This is a genomic window from Deltaproteobacteria bacterium, assembly GCA_013151915.1.
Taxonomy (GTDB): domain Bacteria; phylum BMS3Abin14; class BMS3Abin14; order BMS3Abin14; family BMS3Abin14; genus BMS3ABIN14.
This window is the reverse complement of record JAADHJ010000041.1, coordinates 1-21,216: the sequence shown is the minus strand read 5'-3', so window position 1 is coordinate 21,216 and position 21,216 is coordinate 1. Positions and strand designations below refer to the sequence as shown.

Here is a 21,216-nt window from a genome sequence, read left to right as displayed (position 1 = left end):
ACCACGATGGTGTATGATGGAGATATGCACAAGGCGAGCATCCTGAAAAGGGTAATGGCCAGGCTGGTGGATTTCCTGGTTGCCTGGGCCCTCGCTCTTTTTATCCCGCCTGCAGGAATTATCCTGGGGCTTATCTATCTGGCCGTCGCCGATGGCATTCAGAAGGGTCAGAGCCTGGGAAAGATGGTGTTTGGGCTTGAGGTGCTCATGAGGGATGGCAGCCCGTGCGACCTGAAGTCCTCAATCTTCCGCAACCTTCCTTTTGTCCTCCTGTTCCTGTTCGCCGCCATTCCGATTCTTGGATGGATACTGCTGGTCATTGCAGCGATTCCCCTTATCCTCGTCGAGATGTGGCTCGTATTTGTGGACGAGACAGGAGAACGTCTGGGTGACCGGATTGCCGACACCCATGTGGTCGAGAGGCTTCGCTGATCAAAATACCATGGATAGACTTTTTACGACCCTATCAAATAAGATGACTTTGCAAAAGTCATCAACGCGCCCATTTAGGGGCGCGCAAATCGAAGATTTGTGAGGAGAGTGAAAATGACATTTTTCGCTTTCCGTTGAGTAAAAAGCCATGGATGGACTTTTTACGACCCTATCAATGATGAAGGACGCTTTTGTTCGAATTATATCCACGGGGTTGGGGGCCGGCTATTTTCCGGTGGCATCGGGGACAGCCGGAACAGTTGCCGCCATCCCCCTTTTCCTTTTTCTCTCGCACTGGTGGGGCGGTGCGGGAGTTCTGGCGGGTGCTATCGCTGTTGCTCTTGTAGGCATCCCGGTCTCATCCAGGATGGAGATTCTCCTGGGGGCCAAAGATCCCAAACCGGTTGTCATCGACGAAATCGCGGGGTACCTGGTCACCATGGCCGGGTCGCCTCCGGATCTTCTCCACATTGCGGCCGGTTTCCTTCTCTTCAGGTTCTTCGACGTAACAAAACTTCAACCCGCGAGGTGGCTGGAGGAGACACTACCCGGAGGGTACGGTATAGTCGCCGATGACATAATGGCCGGCCTGTTTTCCTGGGGCGCGCTCCGGGTCATGGAGTGGATGTTTCTTTGATGCCAAAACCGGCGGAAACTATGATGACTTCGTAAAAAGTCATCGTAGCGCCCATTTTCACTTTCCGTGGAGTAAAAAGCCATGGATGGACTTTTTACGACCCTATCAAACATGGAACCTGAGAATAAGCTGGGCCCCATCTGTAAACGGAATCGATGGCGTATCGCGGTGGCCGAATCCTGTACCGGTGGAATGGTCGGGAGCAGAATTACCTCTGTGCCTGGAAGCTCCGAATATTTTTCGGGTGGGGTGATCGCCTATTCCAACCAGTTGAAGATTGCGCTTCTCGGTGTTCCGTCCGAACTGATAGATAAGGAGGGTGCGGTAAGCGAGGCTGTCGCACGCACAATGGCCGTTGGCGTTGTTCGCGCAACAGGGGTGCAGGTGGGTCTGTCCATAACCGGCGTGGCCGGCCCGGGAAGTTCCGATCAAAAACCCCCCGGTACGGTTCATATCGCTGTGAAGACCCCAAAGGGGCTTGAGTCGAAAATGTTATCTCTTGCCGGCAGCCGGAAAGAGATAAGGGAGTTGACGGTCTCCAAAGCTCTTGAATTTCTGGTGGAAGCCTTGGAGAAAACGGATTCATGAGGCTGTTTGTCGCCCTGGCCCTGGACGAAAAGATCAGGGATGCTCTTAAAGCCGCTGTGGACGAACTGAGGAGGACCCGTGTTCCCGTCAGGTGGGTAAAACCTGATGGAATTCACCTGACCCTGAAATTTCTGGGCGAAACCCCCGGCGAAAAGATAGATTCCCTGAAGTCGACCCTTGAGAGAATTACATCCGGCGTCTATCCTTTTCCCATCACGGTATCGGGGATGGGAGCATTTCCGACTCTGTCAAATCCGAGGATCATATGGGCCGGTGTCCTGGAGCCATCGGGTTCCCTGGAAAAGGTTTGGGACTCGCTGGAGGCTGCTGCCGCTGCCATGGGCTGGAAGAGGGAACGAAGAGGTTTTCGCCCCCATGTGACGGTCGGAAGGGTCAAGGGAAATATCAATATCAAGCAACTTGCCTCAGCAGTGGGAAATATGCAGGATAGTGTCTGGGGGGAACAGGAGTCGAGGGGACTGTCTCTTTACCGCAGTTATCTCGATCCCGGCGGGGCGAAATATGAGGTAATACGGTTTTTCCCCTTCCTCGGGGGTACGTAGCCCCTTTATGGCAAAATGGTATGGAATTTGCTATTATTCCTCGGTTATTAGCGCTACCAGGCCGGGAACATCTGGAGGATGTGTAAAATGGCACAGAATAAGGATAGAGAAAAAGCGATCGAAGCAGCTGTCGGCCAGATAGAAAGGCAATTCGGCAAGGGATCGATAATGCGGTTGGGGTCGGATGAACCGCTGCCGAACATTCCCGTCATATCTTCCGGCGCTTTGCCCCTGGACCTTGCTCTGGGGGTGGGTGGCATCCCCCGCGGCAGGGTCACAGAAATATACGGCCCGGAATCCTCGGGGAAAACCACCATGACGCTCCATTTTATTGCTGAGGCCCAGAAGGGTTCAGGAGTTGCCGCGTTTATCGACGCGGAACACGCCCTTGACATCGGCTACGCGCGAAAGCTTGGTGTCAAAACCAACGACATGCTCATATCGCAGCCCGATACGGGTGAGCAGGCCCTGGAGATTACCGAGATGCTGCTGCGAAGCGGGGCCATCGATATCATAGTCATCGACTCGGTGGCCGCCCTCGTACCCCGGGCCGAAATAGAGGGTGAAATGGGTGATTCCCACATGGGGCTCCAGGCCCGGCTCATGTCCCAGGCCTTGAGAAAGCTCACAGGGGCCATAAGCAAGACGAGGACGGCCCTCGTTTTTATCAATCAGATCAGGATGAAGATAGGTGTAATGTTCGGCAACCCGGAGACGACCACCGGGGGTAACGCCCTGAAATTCTACGCCTCCGTCAGAATGGATATACGTCGTATCGGCACACTGAAGGATGGAGACACTCCCATCGGGAGCAGGGTTCGGGTGAAAGTTGTCAAGAACAAGATGGCCCCGCCCTTCCGCCAGGCCGAATTCGACCTGATCAATGGAGAGGGGATTTCAAAGGAAGGCGCCCTGTTGGATATGGCCCTGGATGCGGATCTGGTCAGTCGGAGCGGCGCCTGGTACTCCTACGGTGAACAGCGTATCGGACAGGGGAGGGAAAATACACGGAAATTTCTCAAGGAAAATCCTGATGTTACCATGGAGCTCGAAGGGAAGGTCAGGGAGCATTACGAGATTGTACCCCGGGAACCTGAGGTAAAAGGAGAATCCGAATGAGTGAGCAGGCTCCACTGGACATCAATCAACTGCTCCGACAAGCTGCGGGCTACGGGGCGTCTGACCTCCATGTGAAGGTGGGTAATCCACCGGTTATCCGGGTGGATGGCGCGCTTCACCCTCTTCCCCAGACAAGACGCGTTACCCAGGAAGAGGTCATGGATATAGCCTTCAGCGTCATGAATGACGCGCAGAAAGATCGATTCAAGAGGAGCAGCGAACTGGACATGGCCTACAGCGTACCCGGGCTTGGCCGATTCAGGGTCAATATTTTCCAGCAGAGGGGGACAATCGGTATCGTTTTTCGGCTCATACCGGTGAAAATCAAATCCATTGATGAACTGAACCTGCCTGAAGTTCTGGAGTCCCTTGCCATGCAAGCACGTGGACTGATCCTCGTTACGGGCACCACCGGCAGTGGAAAGTCCACTACTCTGGCGGCCATGATCCATCATGTCAATCAGAAACGAACGGCCCACATCATGACCATCGAGGATCCCATCGAGTACCTTCACCGGGACATCAAGAGCCTGATCAACCAGAGGGAAGTAGGCTCCGACACCCTGTCCTTCGGAGCGGCGCTAAAGAGCGCACTGAGGCAGGATCCCGATGTGGTGATGGTCGGCGAGATGAGGGATTTTGAGACCATCGAGACTGCATTGGTGGCAGCGGAGACGGGGCACCTCGTCATGAGCACCGTCCACACCGTGGACGCAACGGAGACGATCAACAGGATTATCTCTGTATTCCCGCCCTATCAGCAGAAACAGGTCAGGATCCAGTTGGCCGGGGTCCTGCGGGGGGTCATCTCCATGCGCCTCGTCCCGAGGTCCGATGGAAAGGGAAGGGTTCCAGCTGTGGAGATTCTCGTTGCGACCAACCGCGTTAAGGAATGCATAGTCGACAAGGACCGGACACACGAGATTACCGATATCATCGGGGCCGGTTATACCCAGTATGGGATGCAGACCTTTGACCAGGCACTGATGATACTTTTCAAAAGGAAGCTTATCACATACGAGGAAGCCCTTCGCCAAAGCACGCGTCCCGACGATTTCGCGCTTAAGGTCAAGGGCATTGATGCCACCGATGAGTCGTGGGTGGAGTTTGAGAAAATGCAGAAAGACCAGGAAGTCCCGTCGGAAAACGGGAATGGTGAGGGAGACACAAAGACAGACGGCATGCAGATCGACAGGTTTTGATGTTAAATCGAAGATTTGTGAGGGAAGTGAAAATGACATTTTTCGCTTTCCGTTGAGTAAAAAGCCATTGAAGGACTTTTTACGACCCTACCAAAGTTGATGACTTATTACCATCAAAGCGCCCGCTTAGGGGCGCTCAAATCGAAGATTTGTGAGGGAAGTGAAAATGACATTTTTCGCTTTCCGTTGAGTAAAAAGCCATTGAAGGACTTTTTACGACCCTACCAGAGGATGGAGGAAAAAAGTTGAAGGGTGCCGAGATCAGGGAAGCGTACCTGGAATATTTCGAGAGCAAGGGGCATCAACGGGTGGGAAGCTCTTCCCTGGTCCCGCGGAGCGATCCCAGCCTGTTCTTCACTAACGCCGGGATGGTGCAGTTCAAGGACCTTTTCCTGGGGCTGGAGAAACGTGATTATGTCAGAGCTACATCTACCCAGAAGTGCATGAGGGTATCAGGTAAGCACAACGACCTGGAGAACGTCGGTAGAACAGCCAGGCACCATACCTTTTTCGAGATGTTAGGCAACTTTTCCTTCGGGGACTATTTCAAGAAAGACGCCATTTCCTTCGGCTGGGAATTTCTGACCAGGGTAGTAAACCTGGATCCGGACAGGCTCACCGCTACGGTTTTTCAGGACGATGACGAGGCCTATGACCTGTGGGAAGAAATCGCCGGCCTCCCGACCGAGAGGATCGTCAGGCTCGGAGAAAAGGATAATTTCTGGTCCATGGGCGACACGGGACCGTGCGGCCCTTGTTCCGAGATCATTTATGACCAGGGGGAGAAATACGGGTGCGGCGAGAAGACCTGCGGGCCTGCCTGCGACTGTGGACGATTCCTGGAACTGTGGAACCTTGTCTTCATGCAGTACAATCGGGATAAGTCCGGAAAACTAGCCCCCCTTCCAAAACCCAGTATCGACACGGGCATGGGTCTTGAGCGGCTGACCGCCGTCCTTCAGGGCCAAGACAGCAACTACCACACGGACCTCGTTTTTCCATATCTCCAGGAGGCATCCAGGATCTCCGGCGTAAAATACGGAGCCGCCGAGGGGAGCGACGTGAGCCTCCGCGTGATAGCCGACCACATACGCGCGGTCACTTTTCTGGTAGCGGATGGTGTTTTCCCATCCAGCGAGGGCAGGGGCTATGTCCTCAGGAGGATCATGAGAAGGGCCGCCCGGCACGGGAAGCTGCTTGGCCTGGATGATCCTTTCCTGTACAGGATATGTCCCCTCGTTGGGAAGAATATGGGGGGCGCTTTCCCTGAGCTCGAAGAGAATATGGATACCGTGGTCAAGGCCGTACATCTGGAGGAGGAACGTTTCGTCAGGACCCTGGACCAAGGATTACGGCGCCTTTCCGAGCTCATGGAGCAGACACGGAGCCGGAACCTGAAGGAACTGCCCGGGGACGAGATCTTCCGCCTGTACGACACGTTCGGCTTCCCCCTCGATCTTTCAGAGGATATCGCTTCCGAGAGCGGTATGACTGTGGATGTCGAGGGTTTCAACCGCGAAATGGAGCTTCAGAAAAAGCGGGCGAGAGCCGCCTGGACGGGATCTGGTGAAGAGGATGTGCCCGCGGTATACCGAGCCCTTCGGGAAAAGACCGGCACCGTCCATTTTATAGGATACGAGGAAGAAGAAAACGCCGCAGCCACTATCGTCGGAATTTCCGAGGGCGGGCGTGTGCTTGACGCATGGTCCGGCGAAGGCGAGATCGAGCTCGTCCTGGACCATACCCCTTTCTACGGTGAGAGCGGCGGACAGGCCGGCGACACCGGTTTGCTGGAAGGCGACGGATTCAAGGCATCCGTTTTCAACACTACCCGTCCTCTGCCGGACCTGGTCGTCCACCACTGCCGTTTCCCGGATGCGGCTAAGGTCAAACTGGGCGACATATGCACCGCCCGTATCGATCATGACGCCAGATCAGCTACCAGGCGTAATCACACCGCTACACATCTTCTCCAGGCGGCACTGAGACGGACCCTTGGCGAGCATGTGAAACAGTCGGGATCCCTGGTGAATCCCAGCCGCCTGCGCTTCGACTTCACCCACTTTTCCGGCCTGCTCAGGGAGGAGATTGAACGGATCGAGGACCTTGTCAACGGGAATATCATGGAAAATATTTCCGTCAAGACCCGTGAAATGTCCTCCGAGGAGGCGATGAAGGAGGGCGCCATGGCCCTCTTTGGGGAAAAGTACGGGGATGTGGTCCGGGTCGTGTCGGTGCCGGGAGTCAGCATGGAACTTTGCGGCGGCACCCATGTGAACCGGACGGGTGATATCGGTCTTTTCAGGGTTCTTCAGGAATCCAGTGTCGCTGCCGGTGTGCGAAGGATCGAGGCCGTGACAGGGGCCGGCGTTCTGAGCAGGATCAGGGAGGAGGAAGACGCCCTCCGGGAGATGGCCGAAGCGGTGAAGGTATCGGCTCCGGAACTCCCGGCGCGAATTCGCAAACTCCTGTCGACGATTCAGGAACAGGAAAAGAAAATCCGGGATCTCCAGAGGGGATTGGCCGGAGGCGGGACGGATCTGGCGAACATGGTTAAGGAGGCCGGCGGGATCAAGTACCTTGCAGCCGAGGTGCCCGGTCAGGATCCCACCTCCCTGAGGGATACCGCCGACCGGATGAGGGACAAAATCGGAAGCGGAGTGGTCCTCCTTGGAACAAGGGATGAAAACAAGGCCTACCTGGTATGCGTGGTGAGCCGTGACCTGGTGGAAAACTTCCCGGCCTCCGAATTGATAAACCGGCTGGCCCCCCTCGTGGATGGAAGAGGCGGCGGGCGTCCGGACATGGCCCAGGCAGGGGGCAAGCGGCCGGGAGGGCTGGACGAGATTATCGGCCGTGTGGGGACGACGCTTCAGGAGATGTCTGGATGAAAAAATGGGGACCACTGTCCCTACTTGTTCTGTTCGGCCTGTCTTTGACCCTCACGGCCTGTTGGATCCCGCTTCCCAAGGAAACGGCCATCGTCGTTCAGGTCATGGAAGGGGCGGATCCCAATGGGATTCCTGTGGACGGCGTCCAGGTCCGCGTGGACGGGACCACCCTTGTTACCGGCGTACGCAATACGGGCCAGGTATTTAAGAGCCTGTCCGTAGGCGGGGTCCATACGGTCCAGGTGGATCCGGCGAGTCTCCTCGACCCACAGGGAGGCAGGGGGTGGGTCATCCGGGGGAGCCACATCTCGGGGGAGGGCGCGGAGGGAACGTACCAGGCCTACGCCGATCGCGGTTTCGCAGTGGGAGATACGACAATGGCTGTCCCTGTCGCCGATGGCTTCATCACGGTTGTCACCGTCTACCTCGATGAATTGCAGGTATCTCCTGTTGACAACCAGTGGCTGACGGACGGGCGGGACACCTCATCCCCTTACCGTGCGGGCGATACCGATGAGTTCGCGTCGACGATTCTGCCCACCTTCTGGTGGCGGCAGGAACCATCCCTCACCGGCACGGTTGGTTTCAGATTCCAGCTCTGGCAGGACACGGACGGCGACACCCGGTTTCCCCTCGGTATCCGGGATGCGTCCGGATACACCAACACCCTGCCCGGCATCGAGCCCGACTGGGAGGTTCCGCTGGCGGGTCTCCAGGGGGCGCGGGCGGCGGGCACAGGTCAGACGATCCTCTGGTCCTCCCGGACGGATGGGTACCCGGCGGACGCCTACGATCTTTACTACGCGCCCACGGCCTCGTGGAACAACGTTGATTGGGGGAAAAACTTGGTGGTCAGGGGTATTCAGTGGGCCCCCGCAGGAGGGGCGCTCTTCTTCACCGTGGGTCCCGGCGCTCCCTATCCCAACGACACGTTGCTGCTGAAAAACGGAACCGGGTACACTTTCGGCCTTCGCGCCCGGGATGCATCCGCCAACCTTGACACCCTTTCGGCCACATCCACCCGGAACGTTACGCCTGTTTCGGGGGGTACATCGCTGGGGAGCGCCAGCATTTCCTCAACCATTGCGACAGACGTGGGTGGGGAATTGAGTTTTGTTCTGGACAATTCCCTTAACTCCGGAACCATACTCCATCATGTTTATGCAGCCCCTTCAGCTACCGAGACTTACGACCCGAGATACATTCGAAAAGATGTCTCATACACCGGATCTCCGGTCCCTGTAACACTTACCGGCCTTGTCAACGGGACGAACTACTACATCGGTGTTGAGCCCTTCGCGGCAAACGGCGACGTCGGAATTGCCGGAACGCCAATCTCCGCCGTCCCGGCGGTCCCGGTGGGTTCCACTTCCGGACCTTCCTGGATCGCCACCAACTTCACCATTTCGCCGGGAACCCCCGGGACGGTCCTCGCCTCATGGGGTACGGCAGCTGCATCTTCAACCATTACCTACCGGCTGTACCACGCGCCCGGCTCCGTCGCCGCATCCGACGCCGGCGCCTACGCATCAGGGACCTACGCCTTCATCGACACCACCGGCACATCCGCCACCGTTGGGGACATGGTGAACGATGTTTCCTACGGGTTTGCCGTCGTTGCCATAGACAGCGCGGGAAACGGTTCGTCGAGGTGGTTGACCACCACCTCGACTCTCTCCGGTTCAGGCGGCCCCGTATGGGACACCGGATCGCCCTCCATCTTCTCCAGCGTCCGTTGGTCTTCAGGCTCCACCGTCTATCCCCTGGGCTGGACCTACCGCTATGACGGCTTCCCCCTGGGGCAGGATCCCGCGGCAACCCCACCCGAGGGTGAGTACGTCTGGCGTGTGATCCAGGACAACGGGGAGCCGGCCGCACACATCGACGGTAAACTGGGCGCCTTTTATACCTACAACGGATACTACTACTCCTCCACCGCGTCCGGCGCCCTCCAGATGACGGGACCTTCTTCCAATGTGAACCACCATAGGGTCTTCTCCTTTATGGAGGCCGGCATTCCCCCGCTCAACCTGGCCAGCGATATCATGGGGTCGCCCCTCGACAGCTCCGCCACCCCCAATAACAGTTATCAACAGCGGCCCGCCTCGGATTTTGCCGGCCTCCTTGAATCCGGGACCGACCCCGACCAGGTCAATCAGATGGTAATCAGATATCAGACCAACAGGTACGGCGAGGCGGTATTCTCGAAGAATATCGGCGGTGATTTTTTGGGCATCCTCAAAATTTCTACCATGAACCGGGCCACCAACCTGGCATCGGAACCGCCGTATCTGCAATATAAAGACTTTTTGGAAACGTATAATCACACGAACGGGGACCTTGTAGATTTCCCAAGTGCCATCTATCCGTTGGTTTTCTCCGGTGATCTGGCTGATCCCGATTACCAGAACCCGGATCTTGCGCCGTAATGGAACCCGTGGAGTAAAGAGCCATGGATGGACTTTTTACGACCCTGTCAAAGTCAGGTAAATATATATTCACGGCGGTTGACCTGCTTCTCATCATGGCGGCGGCCTTTTTTGCATCGCAGATCATCCTCACCGCCTTTGTTCCTCCCGGGGCCGAATCGGTTGCGCGGTCCCGAACCGTTGTTTTATCCAAGAACCCCTCCGGGAAAGGTTATGGCGGAGACGCCGACGCGGCCGCGGTACTGCACAGAAACCTGTTCGGCAGTCGTATCGGTCAAACCCCTTCCGATAAGAACGAAAACGCGGCCGTCGGGGGGAGTCTTCCGGGAAGCGCCCTTCCCCTCCAGCTGCTGGGGACGGTGGTCAATGTCAAGGGTGGACGTTCATTCGCCATTATTCAAAACAGCAGTACGAATAAGCAGCAGCTGTACTTTGCGGGGGATTTTGTCGCCGACGGGGTGACCCTGGTCTCAGTGGCCAGGAACAGGGTCATACTGATGAGGAACGGACATCGGGAGGTCCTGGAGAAGATTGCAGAAAGAGCCGCCGCCCCGTCTGCGAGGAAGTTCGGCGTCCGGGCGGTTCGTTCCGGAAGGGAAAACACCGGCGGCATAACGGTCAGAAAGGTTTCCGACAATAACTATGTCATGGACCGCAGAGAGGTTGATGGAGTTCTTGGGAATTTCAGCAAGCTTTTGACCCAAGTACGTCTGATTCCACACTTCTCCAACGGGAAGCCGGACGGGTTCAAGGTTTTTAATATCCGACCCAACAGTCTCTTCATGAAGTTGGGCATGGTCAACGGCGACATCATTAAACGGGTAAACGGGCTGGAGATATCCGGTCCTGAACAGGCCCTGCAGATGTTCCAGCAGCTAAAGGACGAAAGCCGCATCACCCTGGTGATTGAGCGGTTCCGGAAAAATCTCACCCTTCATTATGAAATAAGGTGATAATGCCATGAAAAAGAAAATCCACAGGAAAATTCCGGCGATCCTTCTTACTGTAATCCTCATGGCCATACCCATGAAAGCCCTGGCCGCGTCGGCCTATAAAATTGATTTTAACGGTGTGGATATACGGAAGGTTATTGAGACGGTGAGCGAAATCACCGGCAAAAACTTCCTGATCGATGATCGTGTCCAGGGGCGGGTTACGATGGTTGGCCCCAAATCCCTGACTGCCGATGAGATCTACCAGGTGTTTCTGTCGATTCTGAGGGTAAAGGGGTATGCCCTGGTCCCCGCCGGCAGGATCAACAAGATCGTACCGGCGGCCAACGTAGCTAGTTATAATATGGACACGGAGGTAGGCGCTACGGCCAAAAAAAAGGTGGGGGACCAGTACATAACCCAGGTCATACACGTCCAATACACCAGCGCGGATGACCTTAGGAACCTGCTCGCGCCCCTTATCCCCAAGAGCGACAGCATCACCGCCTATGGCCCGACAAACCTGCTTATCATCACCACCACCGAGTCCCTCCTGTCCCGCCTCGGCCAGATCATATCCGTGGTGGATGTGGCCGGAGCGCGGGAAGAGATCCGCACTATCAAGGTGAACTACGCCCCCGTGGAAGATCTCGCCGGGAAGATTACCCAGATTATTCAGAAACAATCCAGGCCGGTGGTCGTGCCCCGCCGCTCGGCCAGGGGCATCCAGCCGGCGCAGGCGGCGTCTCTGATGGAGACAAAGATTATCCCGGATGACAGGACCAACTCCATCATCGCCATAGGAGACGTCCAAACCCTCGATCGGGTGGAGGCTTTAGTAAAACAACTGGACGTATCAATGCCGGCGGGGAAGGGGAAGATCCACGTCTACTACCTGCAGAACGCGGATTCGGATGATCTGTCCAAGGTCCTCATGGGAATTCCTGTGAAGCAGGTATCGAACCAGGTCAAGGCAACCTCCGGCAATCCGGGACAGGCTGCAGCAAGAACCGGCACGCCTGAACTGGATATTTCCATTATCTCGGATCCGGCGACCAACTCCCTGGTGATCACAGCCAAACCCGAGGATTACGCTGTCCTGGAGTCTGTAATCAGGAAACTGGATGTGCCGCGGGAGCAGGTCCTTGTGGAGGTCCTGATCGCTGAGGTATCGATGGACAAGACGCTGTCAATGGGTGTGGAATGGCGCGCCGCCAACAAATTCAATAATGGTACCCTGGGGTTTGGAGGATCCACCTTCGGCGCGTTGGATTCACTGGTCACTTCATTTCCAAGTACCCCGAGCGGACTTGTCGTCGGGGCCCTCGGTGAGACGATTTCCTTTAATGTGGGCGGTCAGGTGGTTGACGTTCCAAACCTTGGAACGCTCATCAGTCTGCTCCGCACGGATTCGGACGTGAACATCCTTTCCACCCCCACTATCGTGACCATGGATAACCATGAAGCTGAAATCGTCGTGGCCCAGAACGTTCCGTTTCAGACCAGCACCAAGTTTGATGCCAACAATCAGCCGGTCATCACCTTCGATTACCGGGATGTGGGCCTGACCCTGAGGATTACCCCCCAGATCAACTCCGAACGGTTTGTCAAACTGGATATCTTTACCCAGCTTGAGGCTCTGGTTGCCAACACCATCAACACCGGCCTTTCCCGGGAGATCGCCCCAACGACCCTCAAGCGCAAGGCCAATACAAGTGTGGTTGTCTCTGATGGTCAGACGGTGGTTATCGGAGGGCTGATCAGGGACGACAAGACCAAAGTCGTCAGCCGGGTCCCGGTGCTTGGAAGCCTGCCGATACTCGGGGCTCTGTTCCGCAAGGAGTCGACCGTTGCGAGCAAAACAAACCTCCTGATCTTTCTCACCCCTCATATTATCGCAAATCCGAAGGATATGCAGGAGGCCTCCCAATACAGTGTCCGGAAGCAGACACTCCTCCCCATGGAGAGGATGGAAGATACCGGGTTGGTGGAGCGCCCCGCTGTTGATGGAGAGAAGGCCCCGGACAAACCCGGGAAAGAGGGAAAATGAAAGGACACGCTTTTTCGGACAGGCTCGGTGAGGCCCTCGTGGAACGTGGCCTTCTGACCATTGCCCAGGTCGAGGAGGCGAACCTCCAGGGGGAGAGGATGGGAACGACCCTGGACGAGGCCCTTCTCCACCTTAAAATGCTGGGGGAAACCGAAATTCTTGATATGCTCGGGGATGTGTCCGGCGTACCCTTCATCGAGGATTTTTCGGTCCGGGTGCGTGAGAGGTCCGCAGGGCATCAGATCCCCATCCAATATGCGCGTAAACACTTTCTTTATCCCTTCGTGGATGCTGAAACCGGGGAGACCAGGGTCGCGGTAAATCAACTGAATCATGAGGTGCTTGAAAACGTCAGCGTCTTTCTGGGAGCGGTGGTGAAACCCGTCCTTTCCACAAGAAAGGCCATATCCGAGGCCATCAATCTGACCTACGAGAGATCCTCCGACTCCGCCGATATGGTCATTGAAAATCTTGATAACGGTGGCCTTGCCATTCATGCCGGCGAGTTCGATGAACCCCAGGACCTCCTTGACTCTTCCGACGAGGCTCCCATTATCAGCTTCGTCAATTCCCTCCTTTATGAAGCGGTTCGGGAGAGGGCCAGCGACATCCATATCGAGCCATTCGAGGGAGACCTCTCCGTTCGCTACCGGGTGGATGGGGTCCTGCACAACGTTCACTCCCTGCCCAAGAGGCTTCATTCCCCCATAATTTCACGTGTCAAAGTTATGGCGGACCTCGATATCGCCGAGAAGCGCCTGCCCCAGGATGGGAGGATTCGGATCAAGATCGCCGGAAAGGACATTGACATCCGGGTGTCCATCGTGCCGACACGTTTTGGAGAGCGGGGCGTTTTAAGGCTCCTGGATCGATCCCAGGTTCTGCTGGGCTTAGAGGAGATCGGGATGGCTTCCGATCACCTCAGGTCCATGGAAAGGATCGTCCATTCCAGCCATGGCATTACCCTCGTGACCGGTCCAACAGGAAGCGGAAAGACAACCACCCTCTACGGGGCGCTTACCAGGATCAACTCCGCCGACAGGAACATAATCACGGTGGAGGATCCGGTGGAATATCAACTCAGGGGGATAAGCCAGATCCAGATCAACCCGAAAATAGATCTCACCTTTGCCAACGGGCTGCGATCCATCCTTCGGCAGGATCCCAATGTGATTATGGTAGGCGAGATACGGGATCTGGAGACGGCGGAGATTGCGATTCAGGCTTCCCTGACAGGCCATCTCGTTTTATCGACCCTTCATACCAATGATGCGGCGGGAGCGGTTACCCGGCTTATCGACATGGGGGTTGAGCCGTTTCTGGTGGCGTCCTCCGTCACCGCCATTCTGGCACAGAGGCTCGTTCGGAAAATCTGCCCCCACTGCGCAGAAACATACGTTCCCCTTGAGGAGGAGTTGGCAGAACTCGGCTGGGAATCGAATGAGATACCCGATGGCCGTCTGTGGAAGGGCGCGGGGTGTCATCAATGTCTGGGGACCGGCTACGTTGGCAGGACGGGAATCTATGAGCTACTCATGGTGACGGACAGGATCAAGGCTGCGGCCCTGAAAAATCCTGACAGCGGCACGGTTCACCGGATAGCCATCGAGGAGGGCATGAGAACCCTGCGGCAGGACGGGGGGAGGAAGGTCCTGGATGAAGTGACCACGGTGGAGGAGATTCTCAGGGTTACTCAGGAGGAGGCCGGTCATGCCCCTGTTTGAGTACAGCGCCCTGGATACCAAGGGTAGAAAGCGCGCCGGGTTTGTTGACGCCGGCACCCTGCATGCGGCCCGCGAACGGTTAAAGACCAATGGGCTTTACGTAATTTCACTGGAAAACGCGGCTGCCCGGAAGGACGATTCTTCTTCCAGGGAATTTTTTCTTTTCGAGCGTATGAACCGAAAAGACCTTGCCACTACCGCCCGTCAGCTCGCAACGCTCCTTAAAGCCGGGCTCACGCTCGTTCAGGCACTGGAAGCCCTCATGGAACAGGTAGAAAAACCAGCTGTCCGCAAGGTGCTAAGCAGTGTCCGCAATGGGATTAACGAAGGAAAATCTTTCCATGAAGCTCTTGCGGAGCATCCATCGGTGTTTCCGCCTATCTTTATACAGATGGTAAGGGCAGGGGAATCCGGAGGTTTTCTGGACACCATTATGACGCGTCTGGCCCTCACCCTGGAGAAGGAAACCCGTCTTCGGGGCAGGATCATGGCGGCGCTTACCTACCCGATTATCATGACGATCCTCGGTTTTACCTTCCTGCTCTTTCTTTTTGCCTATGTTGTGCCCCAGGTCGTGGGAATCTTTTCGGATTTCGGCAGAACCCTCCCGGTGCCCACACGGATCCTGCTGGTTGTCAGCGATCTCGCCTCGCGTTACTGGCCTGCCCTTATCGTTGCCGTCGTGCTGATTTTTCTTCTGTATAGAAACCTGTCGGGCAGCGCCAGGTTCGGGCCGGTCGTGGACGGTCTGAAGCTGAAAGTGCCCGTGTTCGGCCGGCTTGTCCTGAAGATCGCGACCGTCAGGATGTGCTTCATCCTCGGGTCTCTCCTTCAGAGCGGCGTTCCGCTTTTGAAGTCCCTCGAGGTTGCGGGACAGGTACTCGGGAACCGGGTTCTCAGTTCGGCAGTTGGAGAGGCCGCCCTGTCCGTCTCTCGCGGTGGTTCCCTGGCGGATGCCCTGAGGGCCGGCGCGGTCTTTCCACCCCTTGTTCCGAGGGTTGTTGCGGTGGGGGAAGAGAGCGGAGAACTGGGTGGGATGTTGACGGGTGTTGCGGAGTCCTACGAGGAGGAGGTTACCACCTCCATTCAGGCTTTGACCTCGGTCATGGAGCCCCTCCTCATTCTTCTAATGGCCGGGGTAGTGCTGTTTGTTGTCCTTGCGGTGCTTCTTCCCATATTTGATCTGAACCAGCTTGTCAGATCGGGATAGAGGTATAGTCAAAAGCTTTTAACACAGCGCAGCCTTTCGCAGACTGCTCCACAGGGTTTTGAAGAGGGTTTGACAAAGAAGTTAACTTGAAAAAACTCTGTGAAACTCTGTGAAACCCTGTGTACTCTGTGTTAAATAAGTTTTTCCCTGTTCCGGTATTGATCCAGGTACGCATTGACCGGACGAAGCATAAATATAAAGAAGCCGGCAATTGGATTTTTTCACAGGAGAAGGATAATGAAAATTCCAAAAGGTGGACGGGAGAACGGATTCACGCTCATCGAGCTCATGGTGGTCATGGTCATTCTTGCGACGCTCATTACCATCGTTGCCCCCCGGTTCCTGGGTGAACCGGAGAAAGCAAGACATTTGAAGGCTGAAGTGACCATTTCCAATCTTGAGACGGCCCTCAAGACCTATTATCTGGATAATGGTTTTTATCCGACTACGGATCAGGGCCTTGAGGCCCTGGTCAGGGAACCCACCACCGATCCGGTTCCCGGAAAATACCGTGATGGGGGCTATCTTGAAAAGGGAAAGGTTCCCGCAGATCCCTGGGGCAGGGATTACATCTATCTTTCTCCCGGTCTGCACGGAGAGTTCGATATCGTTTCCTATGGGGCCGATGGGGTTGAAGGGGGCGAAGGAAAGGATGCGGACATCGAATCCTGGACCCTTGAGTAGAAGACCGTGCGGCAGATACCCCGTCCCCGGAAATGCCCGGAGTGGAAGAATCGTTACCGATGGGGGATTTACCCTCCTGGAGTTGGTCATAGTTATGGTGATAATCGGTATCGCCATCGGGATTATCCTGCCAAGACTGCCCGATATCTCGGGGTTGGAGCTGGATCGCGGCATCAGAAAGCTGGGAATGCTGATCCAGCTCACCAGGGATCGGGCCGTAACCCTCAGGCGCTACTACAGGCTGGATTTTGATATGGACCAGTCGGTCGTCACGGCTTCATACTTTGGCCCGGAGGACAAATATATTCCAGATGAGGATGTCAGGATTCTACGGCTTCCCGAAGGGATGAAGATAGTGGACGTGATAACGGTCGGTGAGGGGAAGAAAAACGAGGGAACAGGGGAGATCCATCTGTCGCCCCGGGGGATTATCGAGCCTTCAATTATCCATGTGGGGGACAGAAAAGGGAGGGTCTGGAGTATTCAGCCGGAGATGTTGAGCGGAGGGATTCGGCTGAAGGATGGGTATGTGGAACTTCCTGCGTCGTAGCCTCCGACGAAGCATCCAGGGGGGGGAGGATGGTTTTACCCTCCTGGAGATCCTAGCGGCTCTTGCCGTCCTGGCGGCGGGCCTGTTGGTCCTTCTTCAGACCGATGGCCTTAACAGCCGCCGAACCCTTCACGCCGCCCGCCTCATGGGAGCCTCCTACCTGGCCCGGGAGAAGATGGAAGGGATCATTTATAATGGTGTTCCCGACTCCACCCAGGAGGAAGCCAGGGATGAGAAAGGAATATACACCTGGTCCGACACCGTCACCGATACGGAATTTTCCGGGGTCAAGGAGATCAGCCTCACGGTGAAGTGGATGGAAGGCACAAGGGAGGAATCCTACCATGTGGTGGCCTACCTGCCGGAATAAAATGTCATGAGCGGCACCATGGCATTAATACCGCGTTCGGAAGGGGAGAGGGGCGTTGCCCTTCTTATGGCCATTGTGGCGGTGCTCCTCCTCTCCGTGGTGGTGCTGGATACAAGGGCCGGGGTAAATCTGTTTGAGGATATCGCTTACAATGCCGCCTACGAGCTTCAGACCGAATATATCGCCCGCTCGGGCCTGGCCCTGGTGCAGGCCGCCCTGGAGAAGGACGATGTCAAGGTGGATTCATTCAGCGACGATTGGGCAGCCGCCAATTCCGCTGGAACAATACCCATCGCTGATATCGGTTGGGTAAGCGGCAGGGTCGAAGACGAGGAGGGAAAACTGGACATCAACGCTCTGGTCAACAATGACGGCGAGACCGATGAGGAGACGGCAAAGGCGGCCGGCCGGCTCTGGTCCCTGCTGACATCTCTCGGCATCTCTAACAAACGTGCGGACGAGATTGTCGACAGCCTTACCGACTGGATGGACGAGGACAACATCGCCCTGGAAAATGGGGCTGAGGAACGGTATTATTCGGATCTGCCCGGGCCCTATTCCTGCCCCAATGAAAGGCTTCGAACTGTGGGTGAGTTGGCTCTTGTCAAAGGGGTCGGCGACGCCCTCCTGAACCGCGGCGAAGGGGATATCCCTCCTCTAAGGAAATTTGTCACGATATACGGGAGGCGGGACGGTAAAATAAATATCAATACCGCGTCTGCCGAGGTTCTCATGTCCCTGACCCCGAAAGGGGTAGGGGGCGTGGACTACATAATCGACCGCGATCTTGCCGAGGAGATCATTTCGGTCAGGTCCGATGCCCCGTTTCAGACAACCAACGAGCTGAAAGAGAGGGTGGCGGATTTTCACGAGGATCTCTACAATCAGGTTTTATCGCTGATCGATGTCAACAGCAGTCATTTCTCCGCTGTGATTACCGGGGAGACTGAAAGGTCCTCCAGCACAGCCGCCGGCGTCTTCGCCAGGCAAGGAGAGCATGTCAGCCTTGTGTACTATAGGGGGTTCTGATAATTTTGCCACTTATGGAAATGTTTGCCGGAACAGGCACAGGCATATCCCTTAAGGAGAGTGGAAACGTCACGGTAGTTGAACTTTCCGCCAATTTGAGGGGAGTTTCACTTAACCGCGCCGCTGTTTTTCCCGGAGAGGGGGAGACGCTCTACGACTGCTGGTCCTCGGCTCTAAGGCTGGTTGTGGAAAACGGCTTTTCTATGGAGAGGGTCGTTGTGGGAATCCCCGCTGTGCGCACTTTTCAACGGACCCTTTCATTCCCGTTTACCGGGCGGCGACGGATCAACCAGGTCCTTCCTTCAGAGCTTGAGGGTGAAATCCCCATTCCGTCCGATGAATCGGTTTCCGATTTCATTCCCTTCACCATGGACAAGCATGGATGCAAAGGTGTGGCGGTCGCCTGCGAACAGGAACTTCTCCGGGAGGTTTTAAAGGTTCTGCCCGCAGGTATTTCCCCTGCGGCGATTCAGACCGACGCCCTGGGATTGGCCGCCGCGTCCGTCTTCGGTGGGATCAGGGATGGCGGCATCCTTTACTGCAGCGAGGGGGAGGCCATCGCCGTGGGGCTTGCCTCCGGAAGGCCGGTCGCAATAAGGAGGAGACGGCTTGCCGGTGAACCCACCGGGGAATTGAACAATCTGGTGGATATGACGACAGGTCTCCTGGCCGAGGGAGGAGAACTCCTCCTGGCCTGCGGTTCTCTCCTCGAACCGATGTTGGCTGCGTTCAATGAGGCTGGGGTATCCAGGGTTAAGACGGCAAGGGACTGGGCGGTATTCAATGAAAGCGATTTCTCCGTATCAGGTGAGGCCGGTCAATACCTTCCCGCCCTGGGATTGGCCCTCCGGGCCCTTGGGCGCCGGGAATCTTTGCCGTTCGACCTTCGACAGGGGCCTTTTAAGCCCGAAAACATACTTACCGGCCTGAAAGAAGCCGGTTTTCGGACCGCGATCCTAGCCGGATTGGTGGTTCTCCTGGGCGCTGGATACCTTTGGGGTGATTACACTGCCGCGAAGGACGAATACCAGACCTATGCAGGGACACTCAAATCCTCCTTTCAAATGATGTTTCCGGATGCAAGAATCGTCAATGTGGTGGCCCAGATGGAGGAGAAAATTTCCACCCTTCAGAAAAAGGCGGCCGATTACGCGGGCTTTTCCGGAAGGACTGCACTTTCGGTAATGGCAGATCTTGGCCGGGCCATCCCCAGCGATCTGGACCTGAAGCTCAACGAGCTGTCCCTGGACTCGGGTCGGCTCCGCCTGGAAGGTACGGCCCCATCCTTCGATGTCATTGACAGGATTAAAAGCGCCCTCGATAAATCCGGAAAGTTCAAGGATGTCAAGGTTCAGAATGCGCGGGTCGGCGCTGACCCATCCAAGGTCTCCTTCCGTCTCCAGATGGAGGTTCTTTAACTTGCGTAGTTTCCTTCACCGCCTTTCAGAAAGGGAGAGAATCGTTATCGTCCTGGGGGCACTGTTTGTCCTCAGCACCCTTCTCTACAGCCTTGTTCTCTCTCCCGCCCTGGAAAGGCGAGACCGGTGGCAGAGTATGGCGGTTCGAAAAAAACAGGAGCTTGCCAGGTTTGAGGAGCTGAAAACCCGATATATGGAGCTGACTCAATCGTTGTCCGGTTTTGAAAAACGTATCGGGTCCTCCCGGGATGAAGGTTCACTTCTCGCCCGACTTGAATCGGGAGCCAGGGAATCAGGGGTCCAGGACAAAATCGCGTCAATGAAACCGCTGAAAACTCAGATGGAATCGGGAATCGAGGAATCATCCGTGGAGATCAGGCTGGAGAAGCTGGATCTTGGTTCTCTCGTTGGATTTCTGAAGAACGTGGAGAATGAGAACCGCCTTGTCAGAACCAGGCGGATTCGTATCAAGGCCCGTTTCGACGATCCCAAGTTGCTTGACGTCACGTTGTTGGTCAGCACCCTGGAGGGCAAATGAGGGGACGCGGCGCTGTCAGATACGTGGTCTACCTGCTTCTTTTCCTGTCGGGAACGGCAATCTTTCTGATTTCGACCTTTCCCGGGGGCAGGATGGCTGAAATGCTGAACGCGCGGATGAAGGATGTTACCGGGGGAGTCCTGTCCATGGATTCGGCCGCATTTGTTTTCCCCCTGTCCCTGAAGGTGACCGGGCTTGACGCCATGATCGGCGGTGCCCATGTCAACCTTGGAAACGCGATGGTGTCCTTCGGTCTGAAGAGCTTTGTGGGACATGACAGGAGTGCGGGGATTGTCCTGAAAGGACCCTGGGGAGAACTGCCTGTCACCCTTGAGAAGGAAGGGCGGACATGGCACATCAAGGGCCGGGGAAAGGGGATTGAGCTTGCCCGCATCCCCGGTGGGCAGAACCTCCCCGTGAAGCTTTCGGGCCGACTTTCCCTCGATGTGGATCTTGACGTGGACAGCGATGGAAAGGGGAAGATATCCGGCAAGGGAAACGCGCGGGTTGGCGACGCTTCGCTTTCCGGAGGCGCCATGGACATTCTGGGCGCCGGGTCTCTGGGAATCTCACGGGCCCTTGTTTTCTGGACCGTTAAGGATAATCTTCTCACGCTCGGCGAGACCACCGTTCAGGGTGACATCATCGGCGATGCCAGGGGAACCGCCCTGCTTTTCCCATCGAATATCAAAAATTCCCGACTCAATATGACGCTTAGCCTGCGTCCCTCGGCGTCGTCGCGTAAGCGGCTGGCCCCCCTGTTTCTTCTCGCCGGAGCCAGGGCAAAAACCGACGGATCCGTCACTGTCCAGGTGAGGGGAACGGTCGGAAATCCGAAGATCAGCCTGTA

19 protein-coding genes are annotated in these 21,216 nt (G+C 56.2%); all 19 read left to right on the top strand.

The genetic code is table 11. The features are described from left to right. Nucleotides 1-6: 6 nt before the first annotated feature. On the top strand, nucleotides 7-432 hold the full coding sequence (locus tag GXP52_07900; GenBank protein NOY87204.1) for an RDD family protein: 426 nt from the start codon (nucleotides 7-9) through the stop codon (nucleotides 430-432). 148 nt (nucleotides 433-580) lie between these two features. After that, entirely contained in the window at nucleotides 581-1,069 is a 489-nt protein-coding gene (locus GXP52_07895) for a phosphatidylglycerophosphatase A (GenBank protein ID NOY87203.1), read from the top strand. A gap of 81 nt (nucleotides 1,070-1,150) precedes the next feature. Next, entirely contained in the window at nucleotides 1,151-1,657 is a 507-nt protein-coding gene (locus GXP52_07890; GenBank protein ID NOY87202.1) for a CinA family protein, read from the top strand. Continuing rightward, entirely contained in the window at nucleotides 1,654-2,220 is a 567-nt protein-coding gene (thpR, locus tag GXP52_07885) for an RNA 2',3'-cyclic phosphodiesterase (GenBank protein ID NOY87201.1), read from the top strand. Before GXP52_07890 ends, thpR begins: the two co-directional genes overlap by 4 nt. A gap of 87 nt (nucleotides 2,221-2,307) precedes the next feature. After that, nucleotides 2,308-3,339 (top strand): recombinase RecA, encoded by a 1,032-nt coding sequence (gene recA, locus GXP52_07880; GenBank protein NOY87200.1) that lies wholly within the window; start codon nucleotides 2,308-2,310, stop codon nucleotides 3,337-3,339. A 14-nt stretch (nucleotides 3,340-3,353) separates the two neighbouring features. Beyond that, the gene (locus tag GXP52_07875; protein NOY87199.1) at nucleotides 3,354-4,541 is read left to right on the top strand and encodes a type IV pilus twitching motility protein PilT; all 1,188 of its coding nucleotides are present in this window, start codon (nucleotides 3,354-3,356) and stop codon (nucleotides 4,539-4,541) included. Nucleotides 4,542-4,786: 245 nt separating this feature from the next. Next, nucleotides 4,787-7,432 (top strand): alanine--tRNA ligase, encoded by a 2,646-nt coding sequence (gene alaS, locus GXP52_07870; GenBank protein NOY87198.1) that lies wholly within the window; start codon nucleotides 4,787-4,789, stop codon nucleotides 7,430-7,432. Then, a complete protein-coding gene (locus GXP52_07865) occupies nucleotides 7,429-9,861 on the top strand; it encodes a hypothetical protein (GenBank protein NOY87197.1) in 2,433 nt (810 codons plus the stop codon). Before alaS ends, GXP52_07865 begins: the two co-directional genes overlap by 4 nt. Nucleotides 9,862-9,884: 23 nt before the next feature. After that, nucleotides 9,885-10,814 (top strand): hypothetical protein, encoded by a 930-nt coding sequence (locus GXP52_07860; protein ID NOY87196.1) that lies wholly within the window; start codon nucleotides 9,885-9,887, stop codon nucleotides 10,812-10,814. 7 nt (nucleotides 10,815-10,821) lie between these two features. Beyond that, nucleotides 10,822-12,843, top strand: a complete 2,022-nt coding sequence (gspD, locus tag GXP52_07855) for a type II secretion system secretin GspD (protein NOY87195.1) — start codon at nucleotides 10,822-10,824, stop codon at nucleotides 12,841-12,843. Next, a complete protein-coding gene (gene gspE, locus GXP52_07850) occupies nucleotides 12,840-14,567 on the top strand; it encodes a type II secretion system ATPase GspE (protein ID NOY87194.1) in 1,728 nt (575 codons plus the stop codon). The genes gspD and gspE overlap by 4 nt, the downstream gene beginning before the upstream one ends. After that, on the top strand, nucleotides 14,554-15,777 hold the full coding sequence (gspF, locus tag GXP52_07845; protein ID NOY87193.1) for a type II secretion system inner membrane protein GspF: 1,224 nt from the start codon (nucleotides 14,554-14,556) through the stop codon (nucleotides 15,775-15,777). The genes gspE and gspF overlap by 14 nt, the downstream gene beginning before the upstream one ends. A 237-nt stretch (nucleotides 15,778-16,014) precedes the next feature. Beyond that, a complete protein-coding gene (gspG, locus tag GXP52_07840; GenBank protein ID NOY87192.1) occupies nucleotides 16,015-16,461 on the top strand; it encodes a type II secretion system major pseudopilin GspG in 447 nt (148 codons plus the stop codon). Next, nucleotides 16,454-17,011, top strand: coding sequence for a prepilin-type N-terminal cleavage/methylation domain-containing protein (locus tag GXP52_07835; GenBank protein ID NOY87191.1), 558 nt, complete (start codon nucleotides 16,454-16,456; stop codon nucleotides 17,009-17,011). The genes gspG and GXP52_07835 overlap by 8 nt, the downstream gene beginning before the upstream one ends. Continuing rightward, nucleotides 16,983-17,381, top strand: coding sequence for a prepilin-type N-terminal cleavage/methylation domain-containing protein (locus GXP52_07830; GenBank protein NOY87190.1), 399 nt, complete (start codon nucleotides 16,983-16,985; stop codon nucleotides 17,379-17,381). Before GXP52_07835 ends, GXP52_07830 begins: the two co-directional genes overlap by 29 nt. A gap of 18 nt (nucleotides 17,382-17,399) precedes the next feature. Continuing rightward, the gene (gspK, locus tag GXP52_07825; protein NOY87189.1) at nucleotides 17,400-18,410 is read left to right on the top strand and encodes a type II secretion system minor pseudopilin GspK; all 1,011 of its coding nucleotides are present in this window, start codon (nucleotides 17,400-17,402) and stop codon (nucleotides 18,408-18,410) included. Between the two features lie 5 nt (nucleotides 18,411-18,415). Continuing rightward, a complete protein-coding gene (locus tag GXP52_07820) occupies nucleotides 18,416-19,828 on the top strand; it encodes a hypothetical protein (protein ID NOY87188.1) in 1,413 nt (470 codons plus the stop codon). A 1-nt stretch (nucleotide 19,829) separates the two neighbouring features. Next, nucleotides 19,830-20,366 carry a type II secretion system protein M gene (locus GXP52_07815; protein ID NOY87187.1) on the top strand — a complete coding sequence of 179 codons (537 nt, stop codon included), beginning with the start codon at nucleotides 19,830-19,832 and terminating at the stop codon, nucleotides 20,364-20,366. Further along, on the top strand, nucleotides 20,363-21,216 hold an 854-nt coding region (gene gspN / locus GXP52_07810), incomplete at its 3' end, for a type II secretion system protein GspN (GenBank protein NOY87186.1). The genes GXP52_07815 and gspN, both read left to right, overlap by 4 nt.

Excerpts from the sequence above, each read along its gene's own strand:
- GXP52_07900 (NOY87204.1), top strand. The coding sequence starts at position 7 with ATGGTGTATGATGGAGATATGCACAAGGCGAGCATCCTGAAAAGGGTA.
- GXP52_07895 (NOY87203.1), top strand. The coding sequence starts at position 581 with ATGGATGGACTTTTTACGACCCTATCAATGATGAAGGACGCTTTTGTT.
- GXP52_07890 (NOY87202.1), top strand. The coding sequence starts at position 1,151 with ATGGATGGACTTTTTACGACCCTATCAAACATGGAACCTGAGAATAAG.
- thpR (NOY87201.1), top strand. The coding sequence starts at position 1,654 with ATGAGGCTGTTTGTCGCCCTGGCCCTGGACGAAAAGATCAGGGATGCT.
- recA (NOY87200.1), top strand. The coding sequence starts at position 2,308 with ATGGCACAGAATAAGGATAGAGAAAAAGCGATCGAAGCAGCTGTCGGC.
- GXP52_07865 (NOY87197.1), top strand. The coding sequence starts at position 7,429 with ATGAAAAAATGGGGACCACTGTCCCTACTTGTTCTGTTCGGCCTGTCT.
- GXP52_07860 (NOY87196.1), top strand. The coding sequence starts at position 9,885 with ATGGATGGACTTTTTACGACCCTGTCAAAGTCAGGTAAATATATATTC.
- gspD (NOY87195.1), top strand. The coding sequence starts at position 10,822 with ATGAAAAAGAAAATCCACAGGAAAATTCCGGCGATCCTTCTTACTGTA.
- gspE (NOY87194.1), top strand. The coding sequence starts at position 12,840 with ATGAAAGGACACGCTTTTTCGGACAGGCTCGGTGAGGCCCTCGTGGAA.
- gspF (NOY87193.1), top strand. The coding sequence starts at position 14,554 with ATGCCCCTGTTTGAGTACAGCGCCCTGGATACCAAGGGTAGAAAGCGC.
- gspG (NOY87192.1), top strand. The coding sequence starts at position 16,015 with ATGAAAATTCCAAAAGGTGGACGGGAGAACGGATTCACGCTCATCGAG.
- GXP52_07830 (NOY87190.1), top strand. The coding sequence starts at position 16,983 with ATGGGTATGTGGAACTTCCTGCGTCGTAGCCTCCGACGAAGCATCCAG.
- gspK (NOY87189.1), top strand. The coding sequence starts at position 17,400 with ATGGCATTAATACCGCGTTCGGAAGGGGAGAGGGGCGTTGCCCTTCTT.